Source organism: Hymenobacter defluvii (assembly GCF_017589435.1).
Taxonomy (GTDB): domain Bacteria; phylum Bacteroidota; class Bacteroidia; order Cytophagales; family Hymenobacteraceae; genus Hymenobacter; species Hymenobacter profundi.
The window spans coordinates 35,279-47,323 of record NZ_JAGETX010000015.1 but is presented as its reverse complement, the minus strand read 5'-3'; the positions used below and the strand labels follow the sequence as shown (position 1 = coordinate 47,323).

Here is a 12,045-nt window from a genome sequence, read left to right as displayed (position 1 = left end):
AAACAGAGCCTCAGAAACTCCGATCAGAAATTAAAATTCCCGTCATGCTACACGTTGGCAGCACGGCGGGAATTTCAGTTGAACGCTAGTGATAGCGCTGTATCAGCGTCCGGCTTGCATCAGGCGCTCAATATCATCTGCCTCTAACGGGATGTTTTTCATCAGGTCATCGTTGCCGGTTTCCGTGATGAGAATATCATTTTCCAGGCGTATGCCAAGGCCTTCTTCCCTGATGTAAATACCTGGCTCGCAGGTATACACCATGCCCGGCTCAAACACCCGGTATTTGTCGCCTACATCGTGCACATCGAGGCCCAGGTAGTGAGAGGTGCCGTGCATAAAGTATTTCTTATACAGGGGCGCGGCGGGGTCTTGGTTCTTCACGTCGTTGGCGTTGAGCAGGTCCAGCTTAATCAGCTCCTGCTCCATGCGGCGCCCCACGGCGGCGTGGTACTCCTCAATGTTGTTGCCAGCCACTAGCTGCGAGGTGGCAAACTTCATCACGCTCAACACAGCCTCGTACACATCGCGCTGGCGCTTGGTGAACTTGCCATTCACCGGGATGGAGCGCGACAAATCGGCGGCGTAGTTGGCGTATTCGGCCCCAAAGTCCATCAGCAGCACATCGCCATCTTTGCACTCACGCTCGTTGCTGACGTAGTGCAGGATGCAGGCATTTTCGCCCGAGGCAATAATGCTGCTGTAGGCCGGCCCGCGCGAGCCATTGCGCAGGAACTCGTGAAAGATTTCAGCCTCAATCTCGTATTCCATCACGCCCGGCTTCACAAAGCCCAGTAGGCGGCGAAACGCTTTATCGGTGATGTCGGCAGCCTGGCGCATCAGCCGGACTTCCTCATCGCTTTTAATAGCGCGCAGCCGGTGCATGAGTGGAGCCACGCGACGGTACTGATGCAGGGGGTAGGCTTCGCGCAGCCACTTGCCAAAGCGAGCATCGCGAGTTTCCACCTCCACCACAGCCCGAATGTGCTCGTTGGTGTTTAAATACACATTTTCAGCCTCATTCATCAAGGCCGGCAGCACCGATTTAAACGAGTCGAGCCACATGATGGTGGGCACTCCCGACTGTTGGCGGGCCTGGTCTTTGGTGAGCTTGTAGCCTTCCCACACCAAAATATGCTCGCTGGTTTCGCGCAGGAACAGAATTTCGCGGTACTGCGGCAACTTGGCATCGGGGAAGATTACCAGGATGCTTTCCTCCTGATCGACGCCGGACAGGTAGAACAAATCGTTGTTTTGCCGAAACGCCATGGTGCCGTCGGCATTGGTGGGCATGATGTCGTTGGCATTGAAAATAGCCAGCGACGCCGGGGGTAATAAGACCTTGAAATGGCGGCGGTTTTCGATGAATAACTGTGGGTCGATGGGGCCGTAGCGCATGGAAAAGACAGGATAGAAGATGAGGACGACGCCAAAATAGCGCCGCAGCAAGTTAACAGATTGAGCCGGCGATTGTCCCGAAAAGCTATTCCCTACCCCACCAGCAAGCGCTACGCCGCAGCCATCAGTTGGGCATTGCTGAGGTGCATAAGGCAGGGCGGGTGGGGTAGCAGTGCTAGGTATTCATCGGCGCGGTGCTGCCAAATGGAAGTAGGAGAGCATGCGCGTGAGGCTTGCAAGCGGGGCACGCCAGCGCTTGCAACCCCTAATAGGGTAGCAGAAGAAGTAAGCAGGTTGTAGTAGGCAGCAAATGGCCCGTGCCGCCGCCGGAGCCACCGACTAAAACGCCCACTTCTCCTTCCCACATAGACTTAGGCAGAGAATGCACAACAGCAGATGCACCAACCGGCAACAGCAGTAGCACCAGTGACGCTACCTCGGCTTTTGTAACGAAATGCAGATGAGTAGAGGGAGTGAAATTGGTGCAAGGAGAGCATAAAACCGGCACGCATCAACATGTTGCCCAGCTAGTTTGGAAGCCGAACAGGAATACGCATAGCCTATTGATGTTACGGGTTATAAGGGAAGGAATAAAATTTGGCCGTCATTTTGCACTATACCAATAAAGTTGCTTTTCTATACAGTTGGCTTTTTCCGATACAGCAATGCTCCCTAACCGCTCTACCCTACTTATTCAAACTGGCTCGTTGGCTGATGTTATTCTGCTCACAGCTCTAATCGAATACCTTCGTCTGATAGAACCAACCAGTATTTTAGATGTGTTGATTCAGCAAGAACACACTAGTGTGTTACAAAATCATCCTTTTATAAATCAGATACTTACAGTAGAAAAATCACAGATTAAACTACCCGTTGCCCATCAGCTACTGCGGCAGATCAGGGCGGTTAACTACCACCGGGTCATTAATTTACAGCACTCTACAGCCACAGGCTTGCTAACCGCTTTTTCTGGCGCCGAGGAAAGAATTGGATTTACTAAAAATCCGTTATCTACGGGCTTCACGCGGGCCGTTCCGTATTTCATTGCAACTGATACGCACGAGGTGGCGCGCAACCTGCAACTGCTGGCTCCACCCGCCTACACGCCCCTTACGCTGCCACGCCTCTACCCTACCCTCGCCGATGTGGAGGCAGCCATGCCCTATACGCTGGCGGGTAACTACTTGTGCCTGGCACCCGGCGCCGACCAGCGCACCCGGCAGTTGCCCACCGAGCAATGGCTGAAGCTGCTGGCCGCCCTACCCTCCTGCTACCCAGTATACTTGGTAGGTACTACCGCCGACGCCGCCTTGTGCGCGGAGCTAGCCGCACGTAGCCACCGTTCGGGAGTTGTTAATCTGGCTGGGCGGTTATCGGTGCTGGCTACGGCGGTGCTGCTACGCGGGGCCGTACTCAACTACGTGCTCGATTCGGCCATGCTGCACCTGTGCTCGGCGGTGGCGGCGCCTACCTGCGCGGTGTACTGCTCTACGGCACCCACCTTCGGCTTCGGGCCGCTCAGCCCACAGGCCTGGGTAGTAGAATCGGCAGCAGACCTGGAGTGCCGCTCCTGCGACGTGACGGGGTATGCCCAATGCCCGCTCACGCATTTTCTGTGCGGCCGGGGCATCGGCACAGCTCAGCTGTTGGCCCCACTGGCCGAGGCAGAACGGCTGCAGCGTATGGTCGCGCCCCAGGAAGTGGTATATCGCGAGCTGATGCGGGCCTAAGGCAGCGGCGTATTTCGTTGGCTTTTGTTGCTCTTTTTGTACGTTGCCCTCATGCAGCACGTACCTTTGCAACTACGCACCGGGCTTGGCTGTTATAGTAGCCCGGCCGGCCCCTACCCCGGCCCGCCGGGGTTTTTGCCTTTCTACTTTTCTGCTTTTCCCGACGAATGCTCGACTACGATTTGCTCGAACTGCCCAACGGCATTCGGGTACTCCATAAACAGGTACCTCACACTAAAATCGCGCACTGCGGCTTTCTGCTTGATATTGGCTCGCGCGATGAGCGCCCCGAGCAGCAGGGCTTAGCGCACTTCTGGGAGCACATGGCCTTCAAAGGCACTGAGCGCCGCAAGAGCTTCCACATTCTCAACCGCCTTGAAACCGTTGGCGGCGAGCTGAATGCCTACACCACCAAGGAAAAAATCTGCTTCTACGCCTCGCTGCTCAGCACGCATTTCGAGCGGGCCTTCGAGCTGCTGACTGACCTCACCTTCCACTCAGTATTCCCTGAGAAAGAAATCGAGAAGGAGCGCGGCGTGATCTTGGAAGAAATGTCGATGTACCTCGACGCGCCCGACGACGCTATTATTGATGATTTTGACGAGGTAATTTTTGGGCAGCACGCCCTAGGGCACAACATCCTAGGCACACGCCAGAGCGTGAGCAGCTTTCAGCAGGCCGATTTCCGGCAGTTCCTGAGCGAAAATGTGCGCACCGACCGGCTGGTGTTCAGTTCCGTGAGTAACCTGCCATTTAAGGAGGTGAAGCGCCTGGCCGAGAAATACCTGGCGCCCCTACCTGCCCAACTGGGCGACCGGCCCCGCACCAGCTTTGCTGGCTACCAGCGCCGCGAGCTGCTGGAGCGTAAGCCTATCACGCAGGCGCACTGCCTCATCGGTGGCCCGGCCTATGCTATTGATGATGACCGCCGGATTCCGTTTTTCCTGCTCAACAACGTGCTGGGCGGTCCCGGCATGAACTCACGTCTGAATCTGGGTGTGCGCGAGAAATTCGGCTTGGTCTACGCCATCGACTCCACCTACTCGCCTTACACCGATACGGGCATGTTCGGTATCTACTTCGGCACTGAGAAAAAGCAGGTAAACCGTACTATTGGCTTGGTGCAAAAGGAGTTGAAAAGGCTGCGTGAAAAGCCCCTTGGTGGCTTGCAGCTACACACTGCCAAAGAGCAGCTCATGGGCCAATTGGCCATGGCCGAAGAAAGCAACGGCGGCCTGATGCAGCTCCTCGCCAAGAGTACGCTGGACCTGAACCGCGTGGAGCCCATCACCGAAATCTTTGATCGGGTGCGCACTATCACCGCTACGGAATTGCTGGATATGGCCAATGACGTGCTGCGAGAGGATAACTTGAGCGTGTTGCAGTACGTGCCTGAGTAAGGTGAGTGGTGAGTAATCTTACGGCTGTCATCCTGAGCTTGCGAAGGACCTTATCATGGCAGGACGTCTATCGTTCTAGCGTGATAAGGTCCTTCGCAAGCTCAGGATGACAGCCGTTTTAAAACAGCCACCTTTTTACCCCTTTACCAACTTATTAGCATGCCTATTTTCGGCCACATTGCTTCCTACCGGCCGGGCGACTTATTTGAGAACCGCTTAGCATTGTCGCTGGTAGGAATGCACCGGCCACGGCGGGCGGGCGTAAGCGGCACGCAGGCCGAAGGTGCCGACTCGATTGTGCTGGCTGGCGCGTACGAGGATGATGAGTTTGCGGAGGAGGAAATCATCTATTCCGGCAGCGGCGGACGCGACCTACGCACTGGTCGACAGGTGACCAACCAGGAAATGACAGGGCGTAACCTAGCCCTGCGTCGCAGCCAAGAAACCGGCCGGCCCGTACGGGTGCTACATAAGGTGAGGCACGAGGGTAGGGAGATGTTTCGCTACGAGGGATTATTCCGCGTCACAAAGCATTATTTCGCCCAAGGCAAAGCCGGCTTTCAGGTGTTGAAATTTCATCTGGTCCCCTTCCCTACCTGATTGCGTGTTACTTTGCGGGCTTACTGTGCCTTGCTGTCTTACCCTTCCTCCGTATGCCGTTCACCCTTGCTCACCCGGCCATTGTAGTGCCGTTGCTGTACAAAGGCCGCCGCTGGCTGTCAGCTACGGGCCTGATTCTAGGCAGCATGTCGCCCGATTTTGAGTATTTCCTGCGGCTGCGGCCGGGCGGCGGCTTCGGGCATTCTACGGTAGGTATTTTTGTGCTTGACTTGCCCTTAGCATTGGTGCTCACGGGCTTGTTTCATGGGCTGGTGAAACGGCCGCTGGTGCGCAGTATGCCGGTGTTTCTGCGGCGCCGGTTTGGGCGCTTTGCTGCCCAGCGTTGGCCCCTTAGCAACCTGTGGAGCCCGCGCCTGCTGCTGGCTATTATCATTGGCGCTGGGTCGCACTTGGTGTGGGATGGTGTGACGCACACGCGGGGCCGCATTGCCCACCAACTTCCCTTTCTGATTGATACCGTGCACAACCGGCCGCTGTTTGTGTGGCTGCAATACGGCTCGTCGCTAGTAGGCGTGCTGATAGTGCTGTGGTTTGTGTGGCAGTTGCCGGTTACGCGACGTCCGCCGCGTGTGTCTACACGCCAGCAAGCTATTTTCTGGCTATTGACTGCGGCGCTGTTTAGCATATTTGTGCTGATTTTTGCCTGGTACAGCCACCATCACTACGGCATGGATTTCATCATTTCGGGGCTGGTGGGAAGCATCAGCGCGAGTGTGCTGGCCGTGGTGCTTACTTCGGCCTTCGTACAGCTACTCCGCAACGACTGGCCCGCCGAGCAAACCGCCTACCCTTCTTCATGACCGACGAAACTGACCTCTACGCCGAAGCCCACACCTCCCCCGAAACGCCTTTGCTAGCTCGCCTCAACCGCGAAACACACGTGCAGGTGCTGGCTCCCCGGATGTTGTCGGGCCACTTGCAGGGCAGGTTGCTGAGTATGCTCAGCCACATGATCCGGCCGCGGCGGGTGCTGGAGCTGGGCACGTTTACGGGCTACTCGGCCCTGTGCCTAGCCGAGGGCCTACCCGCCGACGGCGAGCTGCACACCGTGGAGCAAAACCCCGAGCTGGAAACCCGCATTCGGCGCTACGTGGCCGAGGCCGGCCTCAGCAACCAAGTACACCTGCACATCGGGAAAGCTCTGGAAATACTCCCTACCCTACCCGGCGAGTGGGATATGGTGTTTATCGACGCCGATAAAATCAATAACGACGCCTACTACGAGCTGGTACTGCCGCAGGTGCGGCCAGGTGGTTTCATCCTGATCGACAACGTATTCTGGAGCGGCAAGGTCCTATCCTCCTACCCCATCAAGGCCGGCGACAAAGACGCCTGGGCCGTACGTGCCTTCAACGATAAGGTGCAGCAGGACGAGCGGGTGGAAAACGTGTTCCTACCCTTGCGCGACGGGCTCCTGCTAGTGCGCAAGCGGTAGTTTATGGACGTAAAAGCAGGTCGAAACCTGAGGTCAGCTCTAGCCATGAAAGTTAGTTCTGACTATCACTGATTTCAGAGCATTCCAGGCCTTTTATTACGCTTTATTTTGCACTTGTCGCTGGACACGTACTTTGAAAAATAGAGGACTTATAGCTGTCAGGCCCATGAAAGCAATACGATAGTGAAATATGCCGATATGCTGGTAACGTAGCAACATCTTTGTGTTAAAGAGCAAAGAGCGCTGTGCATAATGTCGATATTTTTCAAAGTCGTTGTCTTGCAAGGCCAGTTGAGTTAGCTTGTAGTGAAACCACTTTAGAACGGGTATTATCTCTTTACTGTACCGATGTTTAAAATGTTCATTTATAGCACAATACAATTCTATCATACGCTCCCAGTAGCGATATCCGTGTAGCAAGTTAGTGGCGCCCCCATCGTGCCGACGGTATACAGCCATAATACCTGGTACTAGTTTCAGCGAGCCAAAAGAAGCTAGTAGAATATAAAAGGGTGTGTCGCCTACCACCGCGTTGCGCAGCCACTCGGGATACTCGGTGAAGAGGTGGTTGCGAAATACAACGGAAGCAGTAGGGATAAGCCACTTTCCAATGAGGTCCGGAATGGCGTAGTCGGCTTTGGTGTAGTCATGAAACAGCTCCATTTCCCGGTCTGGCTGCTGCTCAAACTTCATCCAGCAGTTGTGAAAGCACAGCACGTAGGCCGGATTTGCCTCCAGGAAGTCTACCTGCTGCTGGAGCTTGGTGGGGTCGGTCCAGTAGTCATCGCCTTCACAGAACGCAATGTATTTGCCGGTGCAGGCTTCACGGGCCAGCCGGGCGTTGGCCTGCGCACCTACGTTTTGCGCGTGCAGCAGCAACTTGATGGTATCAGGGTAGCGCGCCTGAAACTCCTGGCAAATCTGGCGGGTGTTGTCGGTGCTGCAATCTTCCCCAATTACCACTTCAAAAGGAAAAGACGTCTTCTGGGCCATAATCCCATCCAGGCACTCTCGCAGAAAGCGCCCGTGGTTGTAGGTGATGACCCGCACGCTTACCAGCGGCACCTCACTGTGCATTGCGCAGCATTTTAGCTGGGTTACCGGCCCAGATTTCCAGCTCGCCTACATCCTTCAGCAGCACACTGCCCATGGCCAGGGTAGAGTAATTGCCGATGGTCAGAAACTCCCGTACCGTGGCGTTCATGCTGATGTGCACGCCTTCGCCTACTTGCAAGTTGGAGCCCGAGCAAGAGCCGGCCGCCACAAACGTGTGGGCGCCAATGGTGCAATTGTGACTGACAATGGCCCCAATCATCACGCGGGTGCACTTGCCCAGCTTTACGCTGGTCGAGATAATGGCGTGGGGCATCACCACGCACCCAGGCCCCAGCTCCACGTTGGCGGCAATGTAAGCCGTTGGGTGCACGAAGGTAGCCAGCCGGTCGTCCGGTATGTTCAGCGACTCGAACAGCGCAATCCGCTCCCGCTGCCCATCTATCTTGTAAATGGTGTTCAGGAAGTAGTAGCCTTCTTCCAGCAGACGCGGAATGTCCTGAAGCCCGCCCTTCACGGGGTAGCCTTCTATTTCTTCGCAACCGTCCCGGTCGTTTACGTAGCCGCAAAACTGGTATTCCTGGCTACCCCGCTGGGCCGCATCCAATATGGCATTGCCAATAACGGAGGCATTACCCTGCCCGCCTAGTATTAGTACGTTTTTCATAGGAGTTCGTAGTCTTGTATAAAGGCTGTAACTGTCTCTTTCTCGTTGTACATCAGCACATCCAGGATGGAAAGCCAGGGCACAAATCCGTTGTCTGGCACGGGTTGCGCGTACCGGATAGGTAGGGATTTCACGAAGTGCAGCGCAATGCCGTGCTCAGCAAAGAACTCTTTGGTGTAGAGCGCCTCGCCGCCGATGGGGTTCAGGTACTGGTCGCCGCCCTCTTGCTGCACGATATCCACCAGCCGGGCACCTTTGCTGAGGTGGGTGTTGTGGTAGGGCTGCTGCGAGCTGGTGACAATCGGCGTATCAATGCCAAGGTAGGCGCACACAGCCCGGATGCTGTGGGTAGCTACCTCCGCAATGGTAGCGGGGCCGCTACCCTCCAATACGTGTTGCACCAACGGGTATACCTGTTCGAAAAAAGGCGCTTTCCGATAGGCCGTTTCCATGGTCAGGCGCACTTTGCGCACCTCTTTGCTTGCCCAGTCTACCTCTACCTCATTAATGAGCTTGTTTTGGCTGGCATTCAGGCAGGGCAACGTAAATAGATGCTCGGCTCCGTGTAGCAGAATGCGGTTGCGGTTGATCCACCCTTTTTTGATGTAGTGCACGTCGTCGTACACCACGAATAAGTCGGCCGCGGCCAGCAGCTGGAAGTACCCGATGTAGGGGAATAAATACGGCTGCATGATGGCGACTTTCATAGGCTAGACTAATTTGGGCTGGGTAGGTAAGCGGGCGGCTTCTCGCTGTGAAGCGAAGCAGCCGTCAACCGGCCATCCGCATGGTGAGGTACTTCTCCCTGGAGAAATCGTATAGGTAGCGCAGGTTTTTCCGGTTGAAGATGGCCGACAGTGTGAGGTAAATGGCCCCGCCCACTACGACCCACATCAGCAAGGTCCACCAAGTGAAAACCTGTAGCTGCTCACTACCCCACAGCAGGGCCATGCCCATAGCAAGCGATGTGCAGAAACTAGGCAGCAAGTCGCGCAACTGGTGCACAAAACCGTAGGCAATCAGCTGTTTGGAGTAATGGGTATTGATGATCAGGGCCACGAATGACAAGGCAATTTGCCCGTAGATCAGGCCCATCACGCCCCACCGATAGGTGAGTAGCAGGAACACCACCGTCAATGCTTTCTTGATTATCTCGAGAACGAGAAATAAATCAGACCGTTTTTTGAGCGTCAGGATATTCAGGTTCAGGGCATGAATGGGGTAGAGCAGGCCCACAAACGCAAGGCCTTGCAGCAAGGGAATAGCGCTGGCCCATTTGTCCGTAAACAGCACCAGTATCACGCTCTTGCTCAGGCCCATCAGGCCCATCAGAATCGGGAAGTAGGCAAACGACACCAGCTGCATGAGGCGCTTGTAGGCTTGCGTCAACCGGGGCGGATCGTCCTGCAACTCAATCAGAACGGGGTAGGAAACCCGGCCGGTGACCTGCGAAACCAGAGTCTGCGGAATGTCTTTCAGGTTCACAGCGCGGTTATAGAACCCCAGCGCAGAGGCCGAATAGAACTTGCCAATCAGCAGCGGGTAGATGTTGCGAAAGCCCGTATCGAGCAGGCTGGAAAGCAGCATTTTGGAGCCGAACCCAAAGAAATCCTTGAACGAAGCCGTAGAGAAATTGAACGACGGAAACCACGCTCGCGCCGCCCAATACAGCACATTCGTAATGAGCGCGTTGAGCAGTTGCCGCATCACCAGCGCCCAGTAGCTCCACCCACGATAGGCTAAATACAACCCAATACCGCCGGAGAGAATATTACTGACCAGCGACCGGAGGCTGATGGTACGAAAATCCAGCAGCTTCGTCAGCCGAATGTTCTGCACGATATTCAACGAGTTCAACATCAAGCTGATGCCCAGCACCCGGATAATGTCCGTGAGCAACGGCTGCTTGTAAAACTGCGCCACCAGCGGCGCGCAGGCAAACACAATGGCGTAGGCAGCAACAGACAAGCCCAGATTGCTCCAGAACACGGTGTCGTAATCTTCGGGAGTAGCGTCTTTTTTCCGAAGCAGCGCGCTCCCCAGGCCCGCATCCGTAAACGGCTGCAACAGGGCAATGAAAACCGCTACCATGGCTATCAGGCCAAACTCGCTGGGACCCAGAATCCGGGCAAGGAAAACGGAAATCAGAAAATCACTGATCAGGCTGCCGAATCGTTCCCCCGTGAGCCATACCATGCTGACGGCCGCGCGGTCTTTTAAGGTTTTTTCCTTCATAGATCCACGGCAAGTACGCAACAAATCAGGCAAGGCGCCGGGGCGGTTGGCCTAACTAACCGCTGCCGTTTTGAGTAGCCCCCCCTCAATACCGTTCGGCGCGAAGAATAGCCCGACAAATCATTTTCACTTCCTCCACCGATAGCTCGTGATACAGCGGGAGGCACAATACGCGGGAAGCAATATCGGAAGATACCTGCATCTCCTGGCCAGGCCGCACGTAGCTCAGCTTTTCCAGGGAGGGGTAGAAATACCGCCGGGGGTAGACGTACACGCCGTGCATGGCATCAATCATTCGCAACAAAACCGCCTCACTTTCAAACACAACCGGGTAGTAGGCGTAGTTGAAGCCGGCATTGGGGTGCAGGAAAGGCTTGCCTACCTGCAAAGACTTCAGCATGCGGTGGTAGACCTCGGTCAGTTCATGCCGCCGATCCAGGATTTGCTGCACGTACTTGAGGTTGCACAAACCCATGGCGGCGTGAAACTCGCTGTTCTTGCCGTTGATGCCTACCCCCTGGAACGTTTCGGGACCATGGAAGCCGAAGTTGCGCATGTGCGCAATTTTGTTGGCCAAGCCCGCGTCGTGCGTGATGAGCGCGCCACCTTCAATGGTGTGGAATAATTTGGTGGAGTGAAAGCTCAAGGTGCTGATGTCGCCTTGATGCAGCACAGAGCGCCCCTGATACTGGGTGCCAAACGCGTGGGCTGCATCGTAAATCACGCGCAGCTTGTGCTTGGCGGCTATTGAGCCTATTTCCTTCGCAGCACACGGATTGCCAAACACGTGCGTAGCCAGAATGGCCGTGGTTTGGGGCGTAATAGCGGCCTCAATCAGCGCTGGATCAATATTATACGTGGCGGGGTCGATGTCGACAAAGACCGGGGTACACCCCTCCCACACAATGCTGCTGGTGGTGGCAACGAAAGAAAACGGGGTGGTAATAACTTCCCCCTGCAGATCTAACGCTTTAATAGCCAGCTGCAAAGCAATGGTGCCATTGGTCACGTAGAACAAGTGTGGCACGCCAAAATAGTTTTTTAGCGTAAGTTCCAGCTCATTGACTAACGGACCATTGTTAGTCAGCCATTTTCTCGACCAAATTCCCTGCAGGTAGTGGTCGTATTCCTCTTGAGGCGGCAGAAAAGGCTTTGTAACATTTATCATGTAGGAGTTTTTTCAACCAGCAGGCAAAACAGGAATTCTTCTATTCGAAGATGCTTATGCCTGTTCTATGCTGGTGCAACGCTGGATTCGTTCAAATGCCAACGCTGGTGAATTAATGTAATAATTATATTTTTTATAACCATTATTATACAAATATAACACAGTAGAGACTATAACGACTTTACTACACAGAAGTTGGCCCCTTTCTGCAAGACAGTACTAGACCGAAAAGGCCCTCTTCTAATTCAGACTGGCAGACAATCTCATTAAGCAAATACCCCTGCTTACCAACGTTTTAGAAAAATGATTTTTTTGAAACAGGTGGTTGCTGAGTCCCT

General features: G+C 54.9%; 11 protein-coding genes. 5 read left to right on the top strand and 6 right to left on the bottom strand.

The window, feature by feature from the left end; genetic code table 11:
• Window positions 1–102: 102 nt before the first annotated feature.
• Window positions 103–1,398, bottom strand: coding sequence for an aminopeptidase P N-terminal domain-containing protein (locus J4D97_RS18505; protein ID WP_208308868.1), 1,296 nt, complete (start codon window positions 1,396–1,398; stop codon window positions 103–105).
• 665 nt (window positions 1,399–2,063) lie between these two features.
• On the opposite strand from J4D97_RS18505, the gene J4D97_RS18500 reads away from it, so the two are divergent.
• The 5 genes from J4D97_RS18500 to J4D97_RS18480 all read left to right on the top strand — a co-directional run bounded on the left by J4D97_RS18500 (window position 2,064) and on the right by J4D97_RS18480 (window position 6,584).
• On the top strand, window positions 2,064–3,128 hold the full coding sequence (locus J4D97_RS18500; RefSeq protein ID WP_208308867.1) for a glycosyltransferase family 9 protein: 1,065 nt from the start codon (window positions 2,064–2,066) through the stop codon (window positions 3,126–3,128).
• 167 nt (window positions 3,129–3,295) lie between these two features.
• Entirely contained in the window at window positions 3,296–4,528 is a 1,233-nt protein-coding gene (locus tag J4D97_RS18495) for a M16 family metallopeptidase (protein WP_208308866.1), read from the top strand.
• A gap of 159 nt (window positions 4,529–4,687) precedes the next feature.
• On the top strand, window positions 4,688–5,128 hold the full coding sequence (locus J4D97_RS18490) for a YDG/SRA domain-containing protein (protein ID WP_208308865.1): 441 nt from the start codon (window positions 4,688–4,690) through the stop codon (window positions 5,126–5,128).
• 53 nt (window positions 5,129–5,181) lie between these two features.
• Complete coding sequence (locus tag J4D97_RS18485; protein ID WP_208308864.1) at window positions 5,182–5,949, top strand: DUF4184 family protein; 768 nt, start codon at window positions 5,182–5,184, stop codon at window positions 5,947–5,949.
• Window positions 5,946–6,584 (top strand): O-methyltransferase, encoded by a 639-nt coding sequence (locus J4D97_RS18480; RefSeq protein WP_208308863.1) that lies wholly within the window; start codon window positions 5,946–5,948, stop codon window positions 6,582–6,584. Before J4D97_RS18485 ends, J4D97_RS18480 begins: the two co-directional genes overlap by 4 nt.
• 96 nt (window positions 6,585–6,680) lie before the next feature.
• Here the strand turns inward: J4D97_RS18480 and J4D97_RS18475 are convergent, their stop codons facing one another.
• From J4D97_RS18475 to J4D97_RS18455, 5 genes are all read right to left on the bottom strand, one after another.
• Entirely contained in the window at window positions 6,681–7,661 is a 981-nt protein-coding gene (locus J4D97_RS18475) for a glycosyltransferase family 2 protein (RefSeq protein WP_208308862.1), read from the bottom strand.
• Complete coding sequence (locus J4D97_RS18470) at window positions 7,651–8,304, bottom strand: hypothetical protein (protein ID WP_185281157.1); 654 nt, start codon at window positions 8,302–8,304, stop codon at window positions 7,651–7,653. The genes J4D97_RS18475 and J4D97_RS18470 overlap by 11 nt, the downstream gene beginning before the upstream one ends.
• Window positions 8,301–9,011 (bottom strand): WbqC family protein, encoded by a 711-nt coding sequence (locus J4D97_RS18465; RefSeq protein WP_208308861.1) that lies wholly within the window; start codon window positions 9,009–9,011, stop codon window positions 8,301–8,303. Before J4D97_RS18465 ends, J4D97_RS18470 begins: the two co-directional genes overlap by 4 nt.
• 64 nt (window positions 9,012–9,075) lie before the next feature.
• A complete protein-coding gene (locus J4D97_RS18460; RefSeq protein ID WP_208308860.1) occupies window positions 9,076–10,539 on the bottom strand; it encodes a lipopolysaccharide biosynthesis protein in 1,464 nt (487 codons plus the stop codon).
• An 85-nt stretch (window positions 10,540–10,624) separates the two neighbouring features.
• Entirely contained in the window at window positions 10,625–11,707 is a 1,083-nt protein-coding gene (locus J4D97_RS18455; protein ID WP_208308859.1) for a DegT/DnrJ/EryC1/StrS family aminotransferase, read from the bottom strand.
• Between the last annotated feature and the right edge of the window lie 338 nt (window positions 11,708–12,045).

What these genes read in the sequence shown, in the direction of transcription:
- J4D97_RS18485 (WP_208308864.1), top strand. Translation starts at nt 5,182, where the DNA reads ATGCCGTTCACCCTTGCTCACCCGGCCATTGTAGTGCCGTTGCTGTAC.
- J4D97_RS18500 (WP_208308867.1), top strand. Translation starts at nt 2,064, where the DNA reads ATGCTCCCTAACCGCTCTACCCTACTTATTCAAACTGGCTCGTTGGCT.
- J4D97_RS18505 (WP_208308868.1), bottom strand. Translation starts at nt 1,398, where the DNA reads ATGCGCTACGGCCCCATCGACCCACAGTTATTCATCGAAAACCGCCGC.
- J4D97_RS18475 (WP_208308862.1), bottom strand. Translation starts at nt 7,661, where the DNA reads ATGCACAGTGAGGTGCCGCTGGTAAGCGTGCGGGTCATCACCTACAAC.
- J4D97_RS18495 (WP_208308866.1), top strand. Translation starts at nt 3,296, where the DNA reads ATGCTCGACTACGATTTGCTCGAACTGCCCAACGGCATTCGGGTACTC.
- J4D97_RS18455 (WP_208308859.1), bottom strand. Translation starts at nt 11,707, where the DNA reads ATGATAAATGTTACAAAGCCTTTTCTGCCGCCTCAAGAGGAATACGAC.
- J4D97_RS18470 (WP_185281157.1), bottom strand. Translation starts at nt 8,304, where the DNA reads ATGAAAAACGTACTAATACTAGGCGGGCAGGGTAATGCCTCCGTTATT.
- J4D97_RS18480 (WP_208308863.1), top strand. Translation starts at nt 5,946, where the DNA reads ATGACCGACGAAACTGACCTCTACGCCGAAGCCCACACCTCCCCCGAA.
- J4D97_RS18490 (WP_208308865.1), top strand. Translation starts at nt 4,688, where the DNA reads ATGCCTATTTTCGGCCACATTGCTTCCTACCGGCCGGGCGACTTATTT.
- J4D97_RS18460 (WP_208308860.1), bottom strand. Translation starts at nt 10,539, where the DNA reads ATGAAGGAAAAAACCTTAAAAGACCGCGCGGCCGTCAGCATGGTATGG.
- J4D97_RS18465 (WP_208308861.1), bottom strand. Translation starts at nt 9,011, where the DNA reads ATGAAAGTCGCCATCATGCAGCCGTATTTATTCCCCTACATCGGGTAC.